The organism is Mycobacterium sp. IDUB_3 (assembly GCF_055419585.1).
Genome location: NZ_JBVAXZ010000001.1, coordinates 4,116,180 through 4,137,522 on the forward strand (window position 1 = coordinate 4,116,180; position 21,343 = coordinate 4,137,522).

The following is a 21,343-nucleotide window of genomic DNA, read 5'->3' on the forward strand; positions in this document are numbered from 1 at the left end:
GGTGACCCTTCTATGCGGTTGCACGGACCCGCGCGGCTTCGGCCCGACCGATGACCACTCGCATGATTTCGTTGGTGCCTTCCAGGATCCGGTGCACCCGCAGGTCGCGGACGATCTTTTCCAGACCATACTCGCGCAGGTAGCCGTAGCCACCGTGCAGCTGCAGGGCTTTGTCGGCGACCTCGAAACAGGTGTCGGTGACGTAGCGCTTGGCCATCGCACACAACTCGACCTTGTCAGGATCGTCAGCATCCAGCGCATTGGCCGCCCGCCACAACATCATTCGCGACGTTTCCAGGCCGGTGGCCATGTCGGCCAGAGTGAAGCGGATGGTCGGCTCGTCGAGCAGGGACGACCCGAACGCCTGCCGATCGCGCAGATACGCTCCGGCCTTGTCCGAGGCGGCCTGCGCGCCACCGAGTGAGCACGCGGCGATGTTGAGCCGCCCGCCGTTGAGGCCGTTCATCGCGATGCCGAACCCTGCGCCCTCGCCGTCGGTGCCGCCCAGCATCGCGTCGGCCGGCACCCGGACCCCCTCCAGGATCACCTGCGCCGTGGGTTGGGCGTGCCAGCCCATCTTCTCCTCGAGCGAGCCGAAACTGAGCCCCGCGGTGCCCTTTTCGACCACGAAGGCCGATATGCCGCGCGGTCCCTCACTACCGGTGCGGGCCATCACCACGTAGACATCCGACGCGCCCGCGCCGGAGATGAACTGCTTGACGCCGTCCAACACGTAGTCGTCACCCTGTTTGACGGCGCGGGTGCTCAACGCACTGGCATCGGAACCGGCGCCGGGCTCGGTGAGGCAGTAGCTGGCGATGACGTCCATGGATGCCAGCCGCGGGACCCAGTCCTTGCGCTGCTCGGCGGTGCCGAAGGTGTCGATCATCCACGCGCACATGTTGTGAATGGACAGGAACGCGGCGGTGGTGGGGTCGGCGATGGCCAACTGCTCGAAGATGCGGACCCCGTCGAGCCGGCGCAGCCCGCTGCCGCCGACGTCGTCGCGACAGTAGATGGCGGCCATGCCGAGTTCGGCGGACTCGCGCAGCACATCGATCGGAAAGTGTTTGGCCGAATCCCATTCCAGTGCGTGCGGGGCGATGCGCTTGGCGGCGAACGCGGCCGCGGTTTCGGTGATGACACGCTCGTCATCGTTCAGGGTGAACATGACTTCCCTAATCCATTGTGGGTATGACAAATTCGGCGCCATCCTTGATGCCGGACGGCCACCGCGACGTCACCGTCTTGGTCTTGGTGTAGAAGATGACCGACGAGGGGCCGTGCTGGTTGAGGTCGCCGAAGCCGGAGCGCTTCCAGCCGCCGAAGGTGTGGTAGGCCACCGGCACCGGGATCGGCACGTTGACACCGACCATGCCGACCTGCACGCGCGAGACGAAGTCGCGGGCGGCGTCGCCGTCACGCGTGAAAACCGCGACGCCGTTGCCGTATTCGTGCTCGGACGGCAGCCGCAGCGCCTCCTCGTAGTCATGCGCGCGCACGATGCACAGCACGGGCCCGAAGATCTCGTCGGTGTAGATCGACATGTCCGGGGTGACGTGGTCGAACAGGGTGGGGCCGATGAAGAAGCCACCTTCGAGGTTGGCGTCACCGAAAGTCAGGTCGTCGCTGGCGCGTTCGCGGCCGTCGATGACCAGTTCGGCTCCCGCGTCGACCCCCTGGGCGATGTAGTCGCGCACCCGTGCCACAGCGGCCTCGGTCACCAGCGGACCGTAGTCGGCCTTGGGGTCCAGGCTGTGGCCGACGCGCAGGTTGTTGATCCGCTCGATGAGCCGGGCGCGCAGCCGGTCGGCGGTCTGGTCACCGACCGGGACGGCGACGCTGATCGCCATGCAGCGCTCGCCGGCGCTGCCGTACCCGGCGCCGATCAGGGCGTCGACGGCCTGGTCCAGGTCCGCGTCGGGCATGACGATCATGTGGTTCTTGGCGCCGCCGAAGCACTGCGAGCGCTTGCCGGTGGCCGCGGCCCCGGCGTAGATGTACTGTGCGATGTCGGAGCTGCCGACGAACCCGACCGCCTGGATGTCGGGGTGGTTCAGGATGGCGTCGACGGCCTCCTTGTCACCGTGCACGACCTGGAACACGCCCGGCGGCAGGCCCGCTTCCAGAAAGAGCTCGGCCAGCCGCACCGGGACCGACGGGTCGCGCTCGCTGGGCTTGAGCACGAACGCGTTGCCGCAGGCCAGCGCCGGGCCGGCCTTCCACAGCGGGATCATCGCCGGGAAGTTGAACGGGGTGATGCCGGCGACGACGCCCAGCGGCTGGCGCAGCGAGTAGACGTCGATGCCCGGTCCGGCGCCTTCGCTGTACTCACCCTTGAGCAGGTGGGGGATGCCGACGCAGAACTCGATGACCTCGATGCCGCGCTGGATGTCACCCTTGGCGTCGGCCAGTGTCTTGCCGTGCTCGCGGGACAGCAGGTCGGCCAGCTCGTCGTTGTGCTTGTTGACCAGCTCGATGAAGCGCATCATCACCCGTGCGCGCCGCTGCGGATTGGTTGCGGCCCAGCCCTTTTGGGCCTCGGCGGCCGACGCCACCGCGGCGTCGATGTCGGCCTGGCCGGCCAGCGGCACCTGTGCCTGAACCTGCCCGGTGCTGGGGTCGAAGACTTCAGCGCTGCGGCCGGACTGCCCGGCGGTGCGCTGCCCATCGATGAAGTGGGGAATCTGTGTGGTCATGGGGCCCTCGAATGTGTTTTGACGGCGCTTAAGCGGATACTTGGATATCCTAGTAACTCAGTTCGAACCTTGGCAAGGTGGGTGCCCGGTGCTGCGCCCGATGAACGTGCGGCCTGTGCCGACGGCGCCGCGCCCGCCATCCCGCCAGATGAACCGCGAGCGGTTCCGGGTCGTGTTAGGGCTGGGGGCCCGAGGTCTTGGGCACCCAAGAAACACGACGGGAGATCACGGATGGCGGCAGAGACCCGGGTCAGCCCCGACGCCGTTGTCATCGGTGCCGGGCCCGCCGGTCTGGCTGTTGCGCGTCAAATGGATCATCGGCATGGCATCAAGGCGCTCGTTGTCGACCGGGCAGCGGCACCGGCGATTTCGTGGCGCAGGCGCTATGACAACTTCCGACTCAACACGACCGGATTCTTGTCGCACCTTCCCGGACAACGGATTGCCTTCAATGCGGGCCGTTGGCCAACCAAGGAGGACATGGTCCGCTATTTCGACCACTACGTTGTGCGGCAGAACATCGCGATCATGCTGGGGTGCGACGTCCACCACGTCAACCGCGACGGGGAACTATGGCGACTCGACACGTCGTCGGGTGAGATCCGAACCCCTGCAATCGTCCTCGCAACGGGTAACTACGGTGTACCCACCATCCCGGCATGGCCCGGACTGAGTTGCTTCAACGGCGACCTCGTTCACTCCGGCGACTTCACCAACGCTTGGCCTTATCGCGACCGCGACGTTCTGGTCGTCGGCGCCGGCAATTCGGCGGCCGACATCGCCGTTCAGCTCGCCAATAACGGCGCGCGACGGATCTGGCTTGCGGTGCGGACACCGCCGCACCTGGTGCGGCGGGCCATGGGCCCGTTTCCATCGGACATCTTCCTCGAGCTGTTCTCGAGAGTTCCCGCACGCATAGTCGATCCGTTGATCGCGCGCATGAACCGCCTGACGTGGGGCGACCTCTCGGCCTACGGTTTCGCGCGGCCGACGCTCGGGCTGAAGGCCACCGTGGAGCAACGCGGTCGTATTCCGACGCTGGCCGACGAGCTCATCGACCTCGTGCGGGTCGGGCGCATTGAGGTCGTCGGCGCCGTCGAGGCGCTCGAATCCGAGGGCGTAACCCTCGTCGGTGGGGCGTCGGTGGCTCCGCAGGCGATCATCGCTGCCACCGGGTTCGGCACTGATCTCGACGGTTTGGTCGGACATCTTGGTGTCCTCGACGCGCAGGGCAACCCCCGTGGCGGCTTTGCGTCGCACCTGGGCGACGGAATGTTCGCGATCGGATACGGAATTCCGCCCAACGGCCCACTACGGGCAATCCGCTTGCACGCAACGCCACTGGCCCGCGAGGTCGCGGACTATTTGAAGCGAATGCGTCTATCCGCCCCGGCTTCACTTGAGTCTGCGTCGGCAGATCTGGTCGCGCCGGGACACCGGTTTCAGGTTAAGGGGTGAAATGGTTCTACTTTCCACTGAAAAGACTTTCTTCCGTGGCGCAGATGGTTACGAAAAGGCGCGTCGGGACACGGTGTGGAATGGCCTTGTGCCGGAACGCTTTCCCGATGTGATCGTGCAGGCGCACGACAACGACGACGTGGTCGCAGCGATTCGTTATGCGCGGGACAACGGATATCAAGTGGGCATCCGCTCGGGCGGGCACAGCTGGACTGCCAGCCATCTGCGCGACGGTGGCCTGATGCTCGACGTCAGCCGGCTCGATCACTGCACTGTCGAACCTGATCGAATGACCGCAGACGTCGGCCCAGGCAAGGTCGCCAGCGTCTTCGCGGCGGAACTGGACGCACAAGGGCTGTTCTTTCCCGCCGGCCACTGTGCAGGCATTTGTCTCGGTGGCTATCTTCTGCAGGGCGGATACGGCTGGAACAGTCCGAAGCTCGGGCCTGCCTGCGAGAGCGTGCTCGGACTGGAAGTCGTGACTGCCGGTGGTGAACGGATCTACTGCGACCCCGAAAACCATCCAGACATGTATTGGGCGGCTCGTGGCTCTGGGCCGGGCTTCTTCGGTGTGGTCACCTCGTTCAAACTGCGGGTACACCCACGTCCCGCGGTGTGGGGTACCTGCCTGTACATGTATCCGATCGAGGTCGCGGAAGAGGTGTTCACCTGGGGACGCTCGATCGTGTCCGAGCTCGACGACCGGGTCGAACTGCAGATCCATACCGCGCGCAGCTTTCCGGCCGCCGGGCTCGACCGACCTGGTATCACGATCGCCTCGCCGGTATTCGCCGACTCGGAGGAAGATGCAGCGAAAGCCCTTGCTCTGCTTGGTGATTGCCCGGTCATCGACAAGGCCATCGTCGCCCTTCCTTATGCACCGACAATATTGGCCAATTGGTATACCGCGGTGATGAGCAGCTACCCGAAGGGGCACCGCTACATCGCCGACAACATGTTCACATCGGCTTCGGCCGAAGAACTACTGCCGGGTATCCGCAAAATCATCGAAACCATGCCACCGCACCCCTCGCACTTCATTTTCACGGGCTGGAAGACGGCCCCGGAGCGCGCGGACATGGTGTACGGCGTGGAAGACGAGGTCTACCTGGCGCTTTACACCATCTGGCAGGACGCGGCCGACGATGAACGGTACAGGGACTGGGCCTCGTCGAACATGGCAGCGTTGTCGCATTTGGCGACCGGCAGCTCGCTCGCGGACGAGAATCTGTGCCGCCGTCCCGCGCGATTCATCGCCGAATCGAACATGGCACGCCTCGACAAAGTGCGCTCGGCATACGACCCGGATGGCCGATTCCACAGTTGGATGGGCGCAGCCTGACCCTTGGCGACCGGTCGGACACCATGGCAGTGATTGACGACGAGTTTCCTACCTTGCCGCCCAGCTAACAGTGGCCGGTGGCGCGTGTGAACCGAACAGGCACTTCTATCGTTTAACAAGCAAGGGCCGTTCACAGTCCCCGCAACATCAATCAGCGACGAGCGCCGGGTAGCGCGGCCCGCTGGTCACTTTTTCCGGACAGGGCACTTGAGCAGACCGGTGCCGCCGATCTCGACATCACCAAAGGCGCCGCGCCGTGCCGCCGCCATGCGACTCACAATGTAAGAAACGGATAACACATGTTGGCTTTACTGGTCGTCCGAACGACCGCCGGACACGAAATACCTTATGTGCCAGGGAAGATGGGAGTCACCCGATAATGCAGGTATGGCTGGCCGGAACGCCTTGTGGCGGTGAGGAATCCGGGCATGACGAATACACGACGTGGGATGCCGCATACGTGCTGGGATCGTTGTCGTCCACCGAGCGGCGCGAATTCGAAGCGCACATGACCGGCTGCCCGTTGTGCGCCAGCGCCGTCGGCGAGCTCGGCGGCATGCCGGCCCTCCTGTTGCAGCTGAATCGCAACGACTTGGCGGCGATCGACGATCGCAGTGGCGTTGAATCATTGCTGCCCGGCGAGTTGCTGCCGTCGCTGCTGGCCGCGGTGAGCTGGCGGCGGCGCCGGTCCCGCATCGTGACGTGGACGGCTGGGGCAGCCGCAGCCGCGGTGCTGGCGATCGGTGTCCTCGTCGGCGTGGCGGGCAATTACCCGACTTCGGTGCCCATGCCGCCGCAGGCGGGCGTGCCGATTCAGCCGATGGCGCAAGTCGGGACGAACAGGCTGGCCTCGACGGTTTCGGTCAGCAGCCAGCAATGGGGAACGTCCATCTCGATGAACTGCGTCTGCCTGGCCCCGCTGAACGCCCATCACGACACGCTGGCGATGGTCATGGTAGGTCGCGACGGTAGCCACACTCGAATGGCAACCTGGGTGGCGAATCCGGGCCACACGGCGACCCCCACTGGCAGCACTTCGACACGGGTCGAGCAAATCGCTGCTGTGCAGGTGGTTTCAGCCGACGGCCAAGTGCTGCTGGAGCGTTCGCTGTAAATTTCGAACCCGGGTGAACTGAAGTCACCCGCAGGTCGTGTTACCGGCATCATCACAAGTTAGGTATGCAGATGCCCAGGCAACACAGGGTGGTCGACCACATCGTCGAGCAACTCGCGAGAACCGACAGCGATTACATATTCGGCGTCGACGGTGCCAACATCGAGGATCTGTACGACGCCGCATATTTCAATTCGGACATCACCGCGGTGTTGGCTAAGCACGAGTTCTCCGCTGCCACGATGGCCGACGGGTACAGTCGCAGTGGCGCGGGTTTGGGCGTGGTGGCGGCGACGTCGGGCGGAGGCGCACTCAATCTCATTCCAGGCCTTGGGGAATCATTGGCCAGCCGGGTGCCGGTGTTGGCATTGGTGGGCCAGCCTGCGATCACAATGGACGGCCGGGGCAGCTTTCAAGACACCAGTGGTCGCAACGGTTCATTAAATGCCGAGGGATTGTTTTCTGCGGTGTCGGTCTTCTGCCGGCGGATGGTGACACCTTCTGACATCGTTGCGGCATTGCCCAGCGCTATAGCGGCGGCACGAACCGGTGGCCCTGCAGTATTGTTGCTGCCCAAGGATATTCAGCAGGCTCAGGTCGGCGTCAACGGCTACGGCGGTAATGGCCGGCATGGCTCCGATCATGCCGGAAGTCTCGCAGGTGAGCCGCATGCAATCGTGCGTGCGCTGCGCCGAGCGGCTGGACCTATCACCATCATCGCCGGCGAGCAGGTGGCTCGTGATAACGCCCGGTCCGAACTCGAGGAGCTACGGGCCATACTGCGCGCGCAGGTAGCGTGTGTGCCCGACGCCAAGGATGTCGCCGGCACACCGGGTTTCGGTTCCTCTTCGGCGCTCGGTGTGACCGGTGTGATGGGCCACCCCGGTGTGGCCGACGCGATCGCCGCGAGCGCCGTGTGCCTGGTGGTCGGCACCCGGTTGTCGGTGACCGCCCGCGCCGGCCTCGACGACGCGCTCGCGGCGGTGCGGACGGTCTCGCTCGGCTCCGCCCCTCCGTACCTGCCGTGCACGCATGTGCGCACCGAGAATCTGCGGGGATCGCTGACGATGCTGACCCGGGCGTTGTCCGGGCGGGGGCGGGCAAGGGGACTGCGGGTGCCCGATTTCGTTGCGCACACGGAACTTCACCCACCATCCTTCGCCGGCACGGGCGTGCGTTACCGGGACGCCATGGTGGCTCTCGACAGCGCGTTGCCCGACGGGACCGACATCGTCGTCGACGCCGGCAACACCGGTGCAGCCGCAATCCATTACCTCCCCGTTCGCCGGGACGGTCGCTTCGCGGTCGCACTCGGCATGGGAGGCATGGGCTACAGCTTCGGTGCCGGTATCGGGATGACCTTCGGCCGAGCCATGAGCAACAGGCCCAACCGGCGCACCGTGGTGATCGCCGGGGACGGGGCATTCTTCATGCACGGTATGGAGGTACACACCGCGGTGCAGTACCGGCTTCCGGTGACATTCGTACTGTTCAATAACAACGCCCACGCCATGTGCGTGACCCGCGAGCAATTGTTCTACGACGACCTGTACAGCTACAACCGGTTCGCTCCCAGCCAGCTGGGAGCCGGTCTGGCGGGCATGTTCCCCGGGCTGCCTTCGGTCGACGTGTCCGACATCGACGCACTACCCGCAGCACTGGAACGGGCAATGGCCGTCGACGGTCCGTCCGTGGTCACCATCGAGTGCTCCGCAGACGAAATCCCGCCATTCGCGGCGTTCCTGAACGGCAAGCCCACCAAAAGCATTGTTGAGAAACAGATTACAACTCCAAAGGAGAACAAATTCCATGTCCCTACCAGCGCTTGACGATATCGCCGTACATCGCGGCACCACGGAACCGATCGAGGGAGTGGTGCGGATCGAGACCTCGCCCTTGGAAGAGACCGCCCCGATGTTCATGGCCAAGATGCGATCGGTGTACCCCCACGACGAGGTCTTCGGCCAGTACTGCACGGTCAACGACTACGTCGACTGCCCGCCCGACGAGTTGTTCGAATACCTGGCCGACACCCGCAGCCTGGAGGAGTGGACCTATACCCTGCGTAACTTCACTCCCACGGCGGAGTCCGGGCTCTGGCTGGCCTACGACCGGTTGCTCCCGGACACCAAGATCTACACCCGCACCGTGGCCAACGCCCAGGCTCGTACCGTCGACTACCACTGCGCCTGGGACCAGGGCAAGCACTTGTGGATGATCTACCTGATGCGGGTCCTCGACGCGCAAGTGCTGCTCGACAAGCCCGGTTCCGTTGTGTTGTGGACCAATTGCCGTCACCCCTTCTACGACGACAACCCGTATCCCGACGCCGCACCGGCAGAGCGCACCGGCTGGGTGGGTGACTTCTGGGACATGTTCGGTGCCGGTCATGGGCTGGAGCTCAACAACCTCAAGACAATCGCCGAATACCGCCACCGCAACGGACTGCCGATCAGGCCCGACTGGATGAGTACATCATGAACGAGCCCATTGTCAGCCTGACCGACGTCTCCACCTATCTGCCCGGTGAACCCATCGGCGCCGATTATTACGCGAACTTCGCCGGGTCGGACGACCTCGCAGCCAACCTGATGTTCCGCGCGCCAAGGTTCCGTCGTCACGTCGGGCCGGACGAAACCGCGATCGACATGATCGAGCGAGCCGCGCAGGGCCTGATCGAACGACACGGCCAAGACGTCATTGCGAACGTCGACGTGCTGATCACCCACGCCCAAATGCCCGACATGCCGTTCTACGGCGGGGGCGGCGGCATCGCGCACCGCCTGGGCATGCGGCCCAATTGGGTGCTGGATCTGCACAATGGCGGTTGCGCAGTGTTCGTGCTGGCGCTAAAAGTCGCCCGTCAGTTGCTCGCCACGGGGCAGGGCAGGACGGCGCTGATCGCGATCGCCCAGAACGCCGCCGGCCAGATCTTCGACCAGCCCGGCGTGCGTCGTAAGGCGCAGTCGTCGGTGCCCGGCGACGGCGCCGCCGTCGGATTGGTCACCGTCTCAGACGAATCACCGATTCTCGACATCGAGTGCCGCACCTACGGTGAATACGCCGGCGATATGACGCTCGCCATCGACCCGCCCCGCAAATGGTGGCAGCCAGGCCCCGGTGAGGGCAGTATCGGGTTCACCGAGACAAAGATCGCCAAGGTGCTTGCTCGCGGAAATCGGCAGGTCCCCGAAGTGGCGCTGGCCGTCTGCGATCGAATCAACCTCAACTCCAAGGACATCGACCTGCTGGTCACCAATCAGCCGAACCGGGTGTTCCTGCGCAACTGGCGCGAAGCGCTCGAGGTACCCGAATCCAGGCACCTCGATACGTTCGATGAATACGGCAACCTGTTCGGGGCGGGGATCCCGATCAACCTCGACCGTGCGATATCCGACGGTCGGGTCAAGGCAGGTGACGTCGTGATGATGGCCGCCTTCGCGCACGCCGGCGACTTCGCGGGTGCGGCGGCGTTCCGCTGGGGCGGAGCACGCTGATGTTACCGAAACTTCAGGCAAGTCCCGTCACCACGGAGATCCTCGACGCGCTGCCCAGCGCGACCGATCCATTCGCGTTGTCGCTCAACGAAAACCCGTTTCCACCGCTGCCGGCAGTGCGGTCGGCACTGATCCGATCGATCGATGTCGCAAATCGGTATCCGGAATTCCTGCCCGAACGGCTGCGCCGCTTGATCGCCGGCCACATCGGGGTCTGCGAACAGCAGGTCGTGTTGGGAGCGGGTGCGAGTGGAGTGGTGATGCAGGTCCTGCACGCGGTGACGCGGCCCGGTGACCGGATTGTGCTGAGCGAGCCGACTTTCGACGGATACCCGATTTTCGCCCAGATGGCCCGCCTGGAATCGGTCACGGTTCCGCTCGACGAGCACGGCCATCACGACCTGGAGGCAATGGCCGAGGCGGCGGCGGGCGCCGGCGTGGTCGTCCTGTGTCGGCCGCACAATCCCACCGGCACTCTGGAATCTGTCGCGGATGTGCAGCGATTCCTGCGGCGGGTGCCAGACGACACGGTCGTGTTACTCGACGAGGCCTACATCGAGTTTGTCGCCCCCCAGCACCGCATCGACGGACCGGATCTGGTCGGACGTTTTCCGAATGTCGTCGTATTGCGCACATTCTCGAAGGCCTATGGGTTGGCCGGACTTCGTATCGGCTACGGCTTCGCCGCACCAGAACTGGCCACCACACTGTGGGGGATGCAATTACCGTTCGGCGTGAGCATTACCAGCTTGGCCGCGGTGGCAGCGTCCTACGATGCCGAAGACCAGTTGCGGCAACGCATTCTGCGAATCACCGGCGAGCGGGATTACCTGTCCCGGCGCCTGCGGGCAATGGGCGTGTACACCACCGACGGGCATGCCAACTTCGTTTACCTACCGGCCGTCGGGCGACCCTGGCGAGAGGTGTTCGGCGACACCGCGCTGAGGGCCCGCTACTACCCGGACGGCGCTGCCCGGATCACCGTCGGAAGCCGCGCGTCCACTCAAGCGGTATTGGCCGCACTGGCGAATTCGGCCTGATACCGCGCGAAGAGAGCTGACGTGAGCTGTCACCTGAAGCACCGGTACATGCCGATCGCGCGATCGACTCGGTCGCTTCGCGTCCTCGTCGTCGGCGCCGGCGTGGGCGGCATTTCCATTGCCCGCGGATTATTGCGTGATGGACATGACGTCACCGTCTTCGAGCAGCGCTCGGGCGTGCAGGCGGCTGGCGGAGCCGTCACCATCTGGTCCAACGGCGCAACGGTTCTCGACCAGCTGGGGGTCGATATGGATGGGGCCGGTCAGCTGCTTTCCACCCTGCGGGTCCTGACGGCAGGGGGTCTTCCGGTCGCCACCGTCGACCTGGCAGCGATTGCAGACGGACTGGGCGCGCCAGTTCGGATGGTCCCCCGCCGAGTCGTGCTGGAGAGGCTGCTGGAAGGCTTTCCGACCGAGCGCATCCGTTGCAATGCCCGTGTGGTAGGGGCCGTCACTACCCAAAACGGAGTCCGCCTCCATTTCGAAGACGGCGGCCGGGCCGACGGAGATCTGCTGATCGGTGCGGACGGCCTGCACTCGGTGGTTCGAGACATCGTTGGCGCACCACCCGCGCAGCCGACCGGCTGGTGCAGCTGGCAGGGACTGATCACCCTTCCCCGCATCGCGGACAAGGACGTCGCGCAAGTGATCATCGGCGAGCGCGGAAACCTCGGCCTGTGGCCGGCCGGAGGTTCGGAGGTGCAATGGTGGTTCGACGTGCCGTGGTCGCCCGACTACGTCAGACCCGAGCGTCCGATCGAGATGATCCGGTCGCACTTCAATGGATGGTCCGACTCGGTCGATCGAGTGCTAACGACGCTGACCGACGAGGACCTGGCCCGTTCGCCGTTCCCGCATTTTCGGCATCCGATTCCCGTGTCCGGGCACGGCGCGGTGACGTTGCTCGGCGATGCCGCACACACGATGCCGCCCACCCTGGCGCAAGGAACCAATCAAGCGCTGCTCGACACAATGGTCTTGCGCAGAGCGCTTTCGGATCTCCAAAGAGATTGGAAGGGGCGCAGCAGCAGCCGTGATCTCTCGGGCGCGCTGCGCTGGTACGAGAACACGAGGCGACGCAAGGTCAGGGCGGTGTCTTTCGTGACCACGCTGCAAGTGGCCCGCAGTGAGGCCGTGCTGAGGCCGGCGGCGATGATCCCAGACCGTCTCATGACCCGTGCACTCACAACGTTTATGCGTGCGGTGAGTCATCGCCGGATATCCGCGGCGACCAGCCGAGACCTCGAAGCCTCGACGACTATCCGTCTTGTCGATGCCACATGAACAACGTGAGCAAGTCGCCCATGGTGCCACCCGCCAGGCTGGCCCGCGCTATTGAGTGGATGCGCCACTACCTGCATCGGCTCCATCAACGATGCATCCCTGCGCCGGCAGCAATGATGGAGATGATCGTGGCAACCTGGACGTCGCAGGCGATCACTGTCGCGGCCCAACTCGGCGTCGCCGACGCACTCTCCGAAGGCCCGCTGCCGATCGAGGAACTGGCCACCCGGGTGGGCGCGGACGGGGATGCGCTACGTCGGCTGTTGCGGGCCTTGATTGGCAAGGGCATCTTCCGGCATCGGCGGGACGGACGCTACGAGCTGAATTCCCTTGCCGCCACCCTGTGTTCGGATGCACCCATCTCGATGAGTTGCGCGGCGCAGTTCTATGGGTCGGCCGAGCAGCGCGAACGCTGGACCCTGCTGGTGGATTCGATCCGAACCGGAAATACGGTCGTCCCGGCATTGCGCGGCATGGAGAGCTTCGACTACTTCGCCGGGCAGCCTGAGCTTGCTGAACTTTTCAACCAGACGATGACGAGTGTTTCGGAGCTCACGGACGGATCGGTGGTCGCTGGTTACGATTTCGGCGCCTACTCCACGATCGTCGACGTGGGTGGTGGGCACGGCCCACTGTTGGCCACCATCCTGGCGGGGGCACCGGCTTCGCGCGGCGTCCTGTACGACCTGCCGCAGGTAGTAGCGGACGCCCCTAGGCAGTTGCGCGAGCACATGGTCGCCGACCGGGTGCGTATCGCGGAGGGATCGTTCTTTGACGGCGTTCCCTCGGGGGGAGACGCCTACATCCTCAAGAACATCCTCCACGACTGGCCCGACGAAAAAGCTGTTCAGATCCTGCGGAACGTTCGCACGGCGGCCGGCCCCCGAGCGGCGGTGCTCCTGATCGAATTGGTCATCCCGAAGCACGACCGTGACTTCCCGGGGAAATGGGTGGATTTGGAGATGCTACTGAATTTGGGGGCCCGCGAACGCACGGCCGACGAGTACCAAGCCCTGCTGGGCCGAGCCGGACTGCAGATGACGCGGGTGGTTCAAACCGCTTCACCCCTCAGCGTGGTCGAAGCACGGGTGGCATAGCTACGCGCGCCGCGCGGGCGGCAAGTGGGGTTAGCCTGTATCGGGTATGCACACCATCGAGGCCGACTACCTGGTAGTCGGCGCGGGCGCCATGGGCATGGCGTTCATCGACACGCTGGTCGCCGAGACGGAGGCCCGCGTGGTGGTGGTGGATCGCTACCACGCACCCGGTGGGCACTGGACGATGGCGTACCCGTTTGTGCGGTTGCATCAGCCCTCGGCGTTCTACGGCGTCAACTCGTCACGGCTGGGCGGCGACACCATCGACCAAGTGGGTTGGAACCGGGGCCTTTACGAACTGGCGAGCGCCGGCGAGATCTGCGCGTACTACGACCGCATCATGCGCCGGGAGTGGTTGCCGACCGGCCGGGTCAGTTATTTCCCGATGAGCGAATACCTCGGCGACGGCCGGTTTCGCACGCTGGCCGGCGCCGACTACACCGTCCGCGTGACGAACCGCGTCGTCGACGCCACCTACATGCGGGTTACCGTTCCGGCCATGCGGCGCCCGCCGTACGCGGTCGCCGCCGGCGTCCAATGTGTGCCGCCCAACGACCTGCCCAGGCTCGCCGCGCACCAGCGCTGCGTCGTCGTCGGGGCCGGCAAGACCGGCATCGACACGTGCCTGTGGCTGCTGAGTCACGGCGTCGGGCCGGACCGGCTGACCTGGATCATGCCCCGCGACGCGTGGCTGCTGGACCGCGAGACGATGCAGCCCGCCGCGTTTTTCGCCGACAAGCTCAAGGCCGGTTTCACCGCGCAGCTGCGCGCGATCAACGACGCGGCCTCGGCGCAGGATCTGTTCGCGCGTCTCGAGGATGCCGGCGTGCTGTTGCGGCTCGACCCGATGGTCCGGCCGGCCATGTACCGCTGCGCTACGGTCACCCGGCTCGAACTCGAGCAGTTGCGCCGCGTCGCCGACGTGGTGCGCCTGGGCCACCTGCTGGCCATCGAGGCGGGCAGGATGGTCCTCGACGGCGGGACGCTCCCCCTCAGCGGGCACGAGCTGTTCATCGACTGCACCGCGGATGGCGCCGAAAAGCGGCCCGCCACAGCCATTTTCGATCCCGGGCGGATCACTCTGCAGAGCGTGCGCGGCTGCCAACAGATCTTCAGTTCCGCGCTGATCGCCCACGTCGAGGCCGCCTACCGTGACGACGCCGTGAAAAACGAGCTGTGTGTGCCCCTGCCGCATCCGGACACCGACCTCGACTGGCTACGGCTGGCGCTGGCCGACTACAGCAACCAGCTGCGCTGGTTCGATGAGCCGGAGTTGATGTCGTGGTTGTCCGCGGCGCGCCTGGACCTGTTCGGCCATCTGATCGGCCACCTGCTGCCGTCGGCGTCGGCGAAGCCCCGGGTGCGGATGCGGATTCTGGACATCGCCAAGTCCGTCTTCTCCGCCACCGCCACCAAGCTCGACCAGCTGATGGCCGCCGAGGGCGCGCTCGCGGCGCCCTGACCCGTGTAACCCGAGTCGATATTCATCGGGTGAAGGAGGCCTGTGGCGGCAAGAAACGAACCCGTCGGCCCGCGACCCCTGCGCGCGGTGCCCGACAGTGGCCATGATGACGGCTACCCGGACTGGGAAGCCGTGTACTCCGACAACGTGACCTGGGTGTACCGCACGCTGTTCGCGCGCGTCGGCAACCGGACCGACGCCGAAGACCTCACCGCCGAGGTGTTCCTCGCCGCGCTGCGGCCGCTGCGGCTGACCGCGAGCGTCGCCGAGGTGCGCGCGTACCTGCGGGCGACGGCCCGGACCGTGCTGGCCGCGCACTGGCGCGAGACGCTGGGCCGAGAGATAACCTCGATCGAGGACGTCGAACAACCAGCCGAGAGCCAGGACGCGATCAGCACCGCGCCGCAACGTGTTGCCCGGGTCCTGGACAACCTGCCGGATCGCTACCGCCAGATTCTGGAATCGCGCTTCTTGCAGGGCAATTCGATCAAGGAGTCGGCCGCGGAACTCGGGATCAGCGTGGCCAATGCCAAAGTGCTCCAGCACCGCGCTCTGCGGCTGGCGGCGCAGGTCAACGATGGGGGCCAGCCATGAATGCGCGAGGGCTGCGACGTTACGTCGACGACCTGTTGCGGGGGCGGCGGCCCAGGCCGTTCGCGCCCGACGACTTCGAGGCGGCCCAGCTCCGCACGGCCATCGAGCTGCGCGCCGCCCGCGAGGGTGGCGACGCTCCGCGCCAGGAATTCGTTGCCGAGCTACATCGGCGTATCGCCGAGCAGATGTCCGGCACGCCAACGGAAACGCCGCAGGTGCGCGGCAGCACGCGGCGCCAGGTCATCGTCGGCACGTCGGCCGCCGCCACCGCCGCGGTCGCCGCGGTATCCGTCGACCGCGCACTGATCGGGGGGCAGACCGGCGACGGTCGGCCCCCCGAGGTCGCCGCCGGACAACTCACGCCCAACGAGGGCAGCTGGCAGCGCGTCGCGGCCGGATCGGATGTGCCCGACGGTGCGATGCGCGCCTTCGATCTCGGCTCGGTGACCGGATTCGTCCGCCGCGTCGACGGCAAAATCCAGGCGATCTCCGGGGTGTGCACCCATCAGGGCTGCAAGCTGTGGTTCGACGCACCCGACGACACGCTGCGCTGCCCCTGCCACACCACGTCGTTCTCGCCCAGCGGGCAGGTGCTCACCCACCAGCTACCGATCGCGCCGAAGCCGTTGCCCGCATTGATGGTTCGTGAGGTCAACGGGGTCATCGAGGTGTTCGCCCCGCCGCGCACCGAGCGGCCGGCCTGAGTGGTGTAACCCGCCGCCCTATCTCTGGGCATGGATATCCCCATGCTCGGAAGGCATTCGGCGGCCATGGCGGCCGCGGGTGTGCTGCTGTTGGCCGGTTGCTCCCAGTCACGGCCGGCGGCCACCACCCCCGCGCCAACCACCGGAATGTCGGTCACCGCGCCGGCGGCTCCAGTGCGCGGCGACCAGGTCACCATCGACGGCTTCGCGTTCGCGCCGGTGACCGTGACCGTGCCCGCCGGTACCACCGTCACCTGGACCAACCGCGACGAAGAACCTCATACGGTGGCCGCCAGTGATGGTTCGTTTCATTCACCCGGCATGGGAACCGGAGCCACCTTCACCCATACCTTTCCCACCGCAGGGACTTTCGACTACGTCTGCTCGATCCACCCGATGATGCGCGGCACCGTGGTGGTGACGGGATGAGCGCTCACGCGAACGGCATGACTCGCCGCCAGCTCATCCGGCACACGGCCTGGTTCGGAGCGGCGGTCGGATTCGCCGTGACCGGCGGCGAGGTCATCTCGCATGTCGCGGGTCAGGCGAAGGCGCAGCACGCGGCGGCGCGGCCCACGCTGCGGTTCGCCCAGATCAGCGACAGCCATATCGGTTTCACCGGGGCGCCCAACCCGGACGTCGCCGGTACGTTCGGCCACGCGATCGATCAGGTCAACAACCTCGGATACACACCGGATTTCGTCATCCACACCGGGGACCTCACCCACCTGTCCAGCCCGGAGCAGTTCGACCAGGTGAAGCAGATGATGACGGGCCTCAAGACGCCGCACGTGTTCACCGTGCCGGGGGAGCACGACTCGGTCGATGATGCGGGTCAGAAGTACCGAAACACGTTCGGCTCCGGCTCCGTTGGCGATGGGTGGTACAGCCAAGACATCGCCGGCGTGCACCTGATCGCGTTGGTCAACACGTTGAATCTGCGCAAGCTCGGGCATCTGGGTGCCGATCAACTGGAGTTCGTCAAGAACGACGTCGCGCGTCTTTCCAGCGATACCCCCATCATCGTGTTCAGCCACATCCCGCTGTTCGCGATGTACCCGCAATGGGGCTGGGGCACCGACGATGCCACCCAGGCGCTGAGCTACCTGCGGCGGTTCTCCTCGGTCACGTGCCTCAACGGCCATGTCCACCAACTGTTCTCCAAGACGGAGGACCACGTCACGTTCTACAGCGGCACCACCACCGCGTACCCGCTGCCGCGACCGGGCGATGGGCCGGCGCCCAAGCCGGTCACGCTGCCGGCCGGCAAGCTGCGTGATGCGCTCGGCATCCGCGAGGTCAGCTACACCAGGGGAGAGGCCGCCCTGGCCTTGAAGGAGACCGCACTGCAATGACTTTGACGAGCATTCTGGTCCGGCTCGGCCTGGCCGCGTCGTTGATCGTCAGCGCGGCCAGCCACGCCTATCTCTATGTTCATGGCTACCAACATATTCCGGAGATCGGTACGGCATTCCTCGCCCAGGCCAGCCTTTCGTTCGCGATTGCGCTGCTGATCCTGGTCGGCGGTCCCGCGTGGCTGCCCTGGGCCGGTGCGGCGGTGGCGGCCGGCTCCCTGGTCGCGTTCGTCTTGTCGCGCACCGTCGGCCTGTCCGGCTTCTCCGAGCGGGGCTGGGAGCCGGCTCCTTACGCGGCCATCAGTGTGGCGGTCGAGGTGGCCACGGTGGCGCTGTGGGGGATCGGTGCACGCCTTCGGTTTCGAAGAGGCCAGACCACCGTCGTTTGAGCCGGCGTTTGAGTGACAGCGCCCGGCGGCAGCCCCGATGCTCTGGGCGGGGGCATACTCGCGCCAGGCAGGGCTACGCGGCGCCCGGGGCCTCCGGGGCCGGTTGGTCAGCCAGGGCGTCGGCGGTGCTGACCGGCCCGGGCTCGTCGGAGCTGGACGCGACGGGAGCCGACCACTTGATCCGAAGCCGGCGTTTGAGCGACATGGACGGTTTCTCGATGAGGAACCAGCTCACCACGGCGAGCGGCAGGGTGGTCGCCACCGCGACGAGAAAGAACAACACCGGGTGCAGGCGCGTCGCGAGCCCACTGACGGCCAGCAATTGCTGGGCCGGGAATGCGTAAATGTAGACGCCGTAGGACAGATCGGTGCGCAGCCGCAACCGTTCGCTCTTGAGCAGGGCGCCCGACACGACGACGGCGTAGGCCAGCGGAAGGGCACCGACCACCCGGTAATCGGGCAGCAACCCGGCCGCCGCCACGATCACGACGCAGACCGCGACCAGCGACCATCGGGCGGGGATGACGTCTCGCCACTGATACAGGAGGGCTCCGGCCGCGAACATGATGGCCGAGCGCACCGCAAGCTGCGGAATGGTCCACACCCCGGGAAATGTCAGGGGCGGCACGACCAACGCCGCCAGTGTCGCCAGCACCAACACCGTGGGGGATATCCAGCGGCGATTGGCCAGTCCCGCCACGCCGACGGCGGCAACGAAGAGGTAGCACAGCAGTTCCCAGATCAGCGACCACATCGAACCGTTCCAGGCGGGTCCACCCGGCACACCGTGCAGCGTTCCGTCGATGGTCGGCTGCAGGTACGCGATCGCGCTGTTTTTCAGGACGTACTCGAGCGGGGCGGTGGACCCGAGCAGCTTGGCGGCCGAACCGCCCTGGATCACCATGCTCAACGGGGCGAAGACGAAGGCGGTCACGACCAGGCAGACGTAGAACCCGGGAAAGATGCGAAGGGCGCGGGCGGTGAGATAGTCACGCAGTTTGGGGTCGGTGAGCCAACTGCGAGTGATGAGAAAGCCGGAGATCGCGAAAAATCCGTCGACACCTACCGAGAAGAACAGCTGCAGGGTCGCCTTCGGGGGCATGTGACCGGTGCATGGCCAGGAGTGGAAGAGCATCACCTCGGCCGCCAGCGCCAACCGAAGTGCGTTGAGCGCGTTTCTTCGCGGATCGAATACCTGCCCTAGCTTCATCCAACCTCCGCCCGCACACCACTCGTCATCGGCGCCATCGTACGGGCCGAAACCCGACGGGCGCTGATACGGGCGGTGGCCTTGATCAGGTTGCGGCCCCGCGATGCTTTGCCGGTAGCGCCGCGCCTTGCGTCTTCAAATTGTCACGATCATGGCTAACCGGCCCGGGGACCTCCGGCGGCATCGCCATGGCCGCTTGCTCGCGGGAACCGGCGGATCTGCGTTTCAGTCGCGCCTTGAGCGACCTCGCCGGCTTTTCGACCAGGAACCAGCTCGCCGCGGCCAGCGGCAGGGTGGCCAGCGCCACGGTCAGGCAGAACACGATCGGGTTGAGGCTGAGCAGCCCCAGGATCGCCAGCAGCTGCTGGGTCGGATACGCGTAGATGTACATGCCGTAGGACAGGTCCGTACGCAACCTCAATCGCTTGTTGTGCAACAGGGACCCGGAGACGATGACGGCGTAGGCCAGCGGCACGGCGGCGACCACCCGGTAATCGGGCAACTGGCCGGCCACCAGCACGATGACCACACTCACCGCGACCAGCGACCAGCGGGCGGGAATCACGTCCCGCCATTGATAGAGCAGGGCTCCGGCGGCGAACATGATCGCGGCGCGGCACGCCATGAAGATGATGACGACGCCCACGTTGCCGGTCGGCCTGTTGAACACCTCGGGAAAGGTGACTGGAGGCATCATGGAGGCCCCGATGGCGGCCACCACCAATATCGCCGGGGAGACCCACCTGCGGTTGGCCAGTCCGGCCACGCCGATGGCGGCAACGACCAGGTAGCACATCACTTCCCAGAACAGTGACCACAGCGAAGCGTTCCAGATGCCCGCATTGGGGATGTCGAACGGAGTACCGCCCACGTCGGGCTTGAGCCACAAGACCGCGATGTTTTTCAGGACGTACTCGAACGGCGCGAACGAGAACAGCAGCTTGGTCGGCGAACCGCCCTGGATCGCCACACTGAGCGGGGCGAACACGAAGGCCGTCACGATCATGCAGACGTAGAAGCCGGGCAGGATGCGCAGGGCCCGCGCGGCGAGGTAAGCGCGCAGCTTCGGGTTGCTCAGCCAGCTCGCGGTGATGAGGAATCCCGAGATCGCGAAGAACCCGTCCACCCCCACGGACAGCAGGAGTTGCAGAACGGCCCGCAGCGAGGGCAGATGACCCCGAACCGGGTAGGTGTGCCAGAAGATGACCTCCGCCGCGAGCGCTAACCGCCATGCGTTCAGTGCGTTGCTTCGCGGATCGAAAACATGCCCTAGCTTCATCGGCGTCCCCCGCCACCCGCATCGGGCGTCATCGGCATCATCGGCGCAATCTTAGCGCCCTCATAAAGGGAAAAGGGCCGGTTTACGCTATCCGACGGATCGGCTGACGGCAAACGCCGCGCTAATCTACATGTGTCTAATAAGAGCCCAACAGTGTTGCGGGATAACGCACATCGCCGCGGTGAGCCGGCGTGGGCCAGCCGATTGCCGTGGCTAGTCGCGCATACCCTCGATGAATACCGTTGTCTCGTCCCAAGTGGGCAGCAGGCCGGCGGCGCGCACTTCTTCGAGGCTGGGCGCCGCGGCGTCGCGGTCGGAGAGGTTGGGCGGCGCGCCATCCACCAGCGGCCAATCGATGGCCAGCGCCGGATCGGTTGCGCAGATCGTGTGCTCGCGCTGCGGGTTGTATTCCGCCGAGCACAGATACATGACCGTCGAATTGTCTTGCAGCGCTAGGAAACCATGCCCGAGGCCTTCGGACAGGTAGATCGTCCGGTGATCGGTGTCGTCGAGCAGAACCGAATCCCATTGCCCGAACGTCGGCGAACCCACCCGAATGTCGACGACGACGTCGAACACCGAACCGCGGACACAGGTCACGTACTTGGCCTGGCTCGGCGGCACCTGGGCGAAATGCAATCCGCGCAACACGCCGGCCGATGACACCGAACAATTGGCCTGCCGGACGTCCAAGCGATGACCGGCGAAGGAACGGAATCCCTTGTCGGTGAGCCATTCGAAGAAATGGCCGCGCGAATCCCCGTGCACCGTAGGGGTGATCTCCCAGGCGCCGGGAACTTTCAGTTCGCGAACTTCCAC

Annotated in this window: 20 protein-coding genes; 15 read left to right on the top strand and 5 right to left on the bottom strand. The window is 65.7% G+C overall.

What is annotated here, in order from left to right; translation table 11 throughout:
* Positions 1–10 precede the first annotated feature (10 nt).
* Both ACZYVJ_RS19195 and ACZYVJ_RS19200 read right to left on the bottom strand, forming a co-directional pair.
* A complete protein-coding gene (locus ACZYVJ_RS19195) occupies positions 11–1,171 on the bottom strand; it encodes an isobutyryl-CoA dehydrogenase (protein WP_463832467.1) in 1,161 nt (386 codons plus the stop codon).
* Between the two features lie 7 nt (positions 1,172–1,178).
* A complete protein-coding gene (locus ACZYVJ_RS19200; protein ID WP_463832468.1) occupies positions 1,179–2,699 on the bottom strand; it encodes a CoA-acylating methylmalonate-semialdehyde dehydrogenase in 1,521 nt (506 codons plus the stop codon).
* Positions 2,700–2,930: 231 nt separating this feature from the next.
* On the opposite strand from ACZYVJ_RS19200, the gene ACZYVJ_RS19205 reads away from it, so the two are divergent.
* From ACZYVJ_RS19205 to ACZYVJ_RS19275, 15 genes are all read left to right on the top strand, one after another.
* A complete protein-coding gene (locus ACZYVJ_RS19205; RefSeq protein WP_463832469.1) occupies positions 2,931–4,157 on the top strand; it encodes a flavin-containing monooxygenase in 1,227 nt (408 codons plus the stop codon).
* 1 nt (position 4,158) lies between these two features.
* Positions 4,159–5,499 carry an FAD-binding oxidoreductase gene (locus tag ACZYVJ_RS19210; RefSeq protein WP_463832470.1) on the top strand — a complete coding sequence of 447 codons (1,341 nt, stop codon included), beginning with the start codon at positions 4,159–4,161 and terminating at the stop codon, positions 5,497–5,499.
* A gap of 379 nt (positions 5,500–5,878) precedes the next feature.
* Positions 5,879–6,613, top strand: coding sequence for an anti-sigma factor family protein (locus ACZYVJ_RS19215; RefSeq protein WP_463832471.1), 735 nt, complete (start codon positions 5,879–5,881; stop codon positions 6,611–6,613).
* Positions 6,614–6,684: 71 nt separating this feature from the next.
* Entirely contained in the window at positions 6,685–8,442 is a 1,758-nt protein-coding gene (locus ACZYVJ_RS19220; protein ID WP_463833063.1) for a thiamine pyrophosphate-binding protein, read from the top strand.
* Positions 8,423–9,094, top strand: coding sequence for an SRPBCC family protein (locus ACZYVJ_RS19225; RefSeq protein ID WP_463832472.1), 672 nt, complete (start codon positions 8,423–8,425; stop codon positions 9,092–9,094). The genes ACZYVJ_RS19220 and ACZYVJ_RS19225 overlap by 20 nt, the downstream gene beginning before the upstream one ends.
* The gene (locus ACZYVJ_RS19230; protein WP_463832473.1) at positions 9,091–10,110 is read left to right on the top strand and encodes a 3-oxoacyl-ACP synthase III family protein; all 1,020 of its coding nucleotides are present in this window, start codon (positions 9,091–9,093) and stop codon (positions 10,108–10,110) included. Before ACZYVJ_RS19225 ends, ACZYVJ_RS19230 begins: the two co-directional genes overlap by 4 nt.
* Entirely contained in the window at positions 10,110–11,150 is a 1,041-nt protein-coding gene (locus ACZYVJ_RS19235; RefSeq protein WP_463832474.1) for a pyridoxal phosphate-dependent aminotransferase, read from the top strand. Before ACZYVJ_RS19230 ends, ACZYVJ_RS19235 begins: the two co-directional genes overlap by 1 nt.
* Positions 11,151–11,198: 48 nt before the next feature.
* On the top strand, positions 11,199–12,434 hold the full coding sequence (locus ACZYVJ_RS19240; RefSeq protein ID WP_463832475.1) for an FAD-dependent oxidoreductase: 1,236 nt from the start codon (positions 11,199–11,201) through the stop codon (positions 12,432–12,434).
* Positions 12,431–13,531 (top strand): methyltransferase, encoded by a 1,101-nt coding sequence (locus ACZYVJ_RS19245; RefSeq protein WP_463832476.1) that lies wholly within the window; start codon positions 12,431–12,433, stop codon positions 13,529–13,531. Before ACZYVJ_RS19240 ends, ACZYVJ_RS19245 begins: the two co-directional genes overlap by 4 nt.
* A gap of 46 nt (positions 13,532–13,577) precedes the next feature.
* Positions 13,578–14,993 (top strand): NAD(P)/FAD-dependent oxidoreductase, encoded by a 1,416-nt coding sequence (locus tag ACZYVJ_RS19250; RefSeq protein ID WP_463832477.1) that lies wholly within the window; start codon positions 13,578–13,580, stop codon positions 14,991–14,993.
* Positions 14,994–15,035: 42 nt separating this feature from the next.
* On the top strand, positions 15,036–15,587 hold the full coding sequence (locus ACZYVJ_RS19255) for an RNA polymerase sigma factor (protein WP_463832478.1): 552 nt from the start codon (positions 15,036–15,038) through the stop codon (positions 15,585–15,587).
* Positions 15,584–16,291, top strand: coding sequence for a Rieske (2Fe-2S) protein (locus ACZYVJ_RS19260; protein ID WP_463832479.1), 708 nt, complete (start codon positions 15,584–15,586; stop codon positions 16,289–16,291). The genes ACZYVJ_RS19255 and ACZYVJ_RS19260 overlap by 4 nt, the downstream gene beginning before the upstream one ends.
* Positions 16,292–16,333: 42 nt before the next feature.
* The gene (locus ACZYVJ_RS19265) at positions 16,334–16,720 is read left to right on the top strand and encodes a cupredoxin domain-containing protein (protein WP_463832480.1); all 387 of its coding nucleotides are present in this window, start codon (positions 16,334–16,336) and stop codon (positions 16,718–16,720) included.
* Positions 16,717–17,646, top strand: coding sequence for a metallophosphoesterase family protein (locus tag ACZYVJ_RS19270; RefSeq protein WP_463832481.1), 930 nt, complete (start codon positions 16,717–16,719; stop codon positions 17,644–17,646). Before ACZYVJ_RS19265 ends, ACZYVJ_RS19270 begins: the two co-directional genes overlap by 4 nt.
* The gene (locus tag ACZYVJ_RS19275) at positions 17,643–18,035 is read left to right on the top strand and encodes a hypothetical protein (RefSeq protein WP_463832482.1); all 393 of its coding nucleotides are present in this window, start codon (positions 17,643–17,645) and stop codon (positions 18,033–18,035) included. Before ACZYVJ_RS19270 ends, ACZYVJ_RS19275 begins: the two co-directional genes overlap by 4 nt.
* A 73-nt stretch (positions 18,036–18,108) precedes the next feature.
* Here the strand turns inward: ACZYVJ_RS19275 and ACZYVJ_RS19280 are convergent, their stop codons facing one another.
* From ACZYVJ_RS19280 to rfbC, 3 genes are all read right to left on the bottom strand, one after another.
* Entirely contained in the window at positions 18,109–19,245 is a 1,137-nt protein-coding gene (locus ACZYVJ_RS19280) for an acyltransferase family protein (RefSeq protein ID WP_463832483.1), read from the bottom strand.
* A gap of 85 nt (positions 19,246–19,330) precedes the next feature.
* Positions 19,331–20,524 (bottom strand): acyltransferase family protein, encoded by a 1,194-nt coding sequence (locus ACZYVJ_RS19285; RefSeq protein ID WP_463832484.1) that lies wholly within the window; start codon positions 20,522–20,524, stop codon positions 19,331–19,333.
* 213 nt (positions 20,525–20,737) lie between these two features.
* Positions 20,738–21,343 (bottom strand): dTDP-4-dehydrorhamnose 3,5-epimerase, encoded by a 606-nt coding sequence (gene rfbC, locus ACZYVJ_RS19290; RefSeq protein ID WP_463832485.1) that lies wholly within the window; start codon positions 21,341–21,343, stop codon positions 20,738–20,740.

Bases quoted from the DNA above. Each gene is read 5' to 3' on its own strand.
- ACZYVJ_RS19195 (WP_463832467.1), bottom strand. From the start codon at position 1,171: ATGTTCACCCTGAACGATGACGAGCGTGTCATCACCGAAACCGCGGCC.
- ACZYVJ_RS19200 (WP_463832468.1), bottom strand. From the start codon at position 2,699: ATGACCACACAGATTCCCCACTTCATCGATGGGCAGCGCACCGCCGGG.
- ACZYVJ_RS19205 (WP_463832469.1), top strand. From the start codon at position 2,931: ATGGCGGCAGAGACCCGGGTCAGCCCCGACGCCGTTGTCATCGGTGCC.
- ACZYVJ_RS19210 (WP_463832470.1), top strand. From the start codon at position 4,159: ATGGTTCTACTTTCCACTGAAAAGACTTTCTTCCGTGGCGCAGATGGT.
- ACZYVJ_RS19215 (WP_463832471.1), top strand. From the start codon at position 5,879: ATGCAGGTATGGCTGGCCGGAACGCCTTGTGGCGGTGAGGAATCCGGG.
- ACZYVJ_RS19220 (WP_463833063.1), top strand. From the start codon at position 6,685: ATGCCCAGGCAACACAGGGTGGTCGACCACATCGTCGAGCAACTCGCG.
- ACZYVJ_RS19225 (WP_463832472.1), top strand. From the start codon at position 8,423: ATGTCCCTACCAGCGCTTGACGATATCGCCGTACATCGCGGCACCACG.
- ACZYVJ_RS19230 (WP_463832473.1), top strand. From the start codon at position 9,091: ATGAACGAGCCCATTGTCAGCCTGACCGACGTCTCCACCTATCTGCCC.
- ACZYVJ_RS19235 (WP_463832474.1), top strand. From the start codon at position 10,110: ATGTTACCGAAACTTCAGGCAAGTCCCGTCACCACGGAGATCCTCGAC.
- ACZYVJ_RS19240 (WP_463832475.1), top strand. From the start codon at position 11,199: ATGCCGATCGCGCGATCGACTCGGTCGCTTCGCGTCCTCGTCGTCGGC.
- ACZYVJ_RS19245 (WP_463832476.1), top strand. From the start codon at position 12,431: ATGAACAACGTGAGCAAGTCGCCCATGGTGCCACCCGCCAGGCTGGCC.
- ACZYVJ_RS19250 (WP_463832477.1), top strand. From the start codon at position 13,578: ATGCACACCATCGAGGCCGACTACCTGGTAGTCGGCGCGGGCGCCATG.
- ACZYVJ_RS19260 (WP_463832479.1), top strand. From the start codon at position 15,584: ATGAATGCGCGAGGGCTGCGACGTTACGTCGACGACCTGTTGCGGGGG.
- ACZYVJ_RS19265 (WP_463832480.1), top strand. From the start codon at position 16,334: ATGCTCGGAAGGCATTCGGCGGCCATGGCGGCCGCGGGTGTGCTGCTG.
- ACZYVJ_RS19270 (WP_463832481.1), top strand. From the start codon at position 16,717: ATGAGCGCTCACGCGAACGGCATGACTCGCCGCCAGCTCATCCGGCAC.
- ACZYVJ_RS19275 (WP_463832482.1), top strand. From the start codon at position 17,643: ATGACTTTGACGAGCATTCTGGTCCGGCTCGGCCTGGCCGCGTCGTTG.
- ACZYVJ_RS19280 (WP_463832483.1), bottom strand. From the start codon at position 19,245: ATGAAGCTAGGGCAGGTATTCGATCCGCGAAGAAACGCGCTCAACGCA.
- ACZYVJ_RS19285 (WP_463832484.1), bottom strand. From the start codon at position 20,524: ATGAAGCTAGGGCATGTTTTCGATCCGCGAAGCAACGCACTGAACGCA.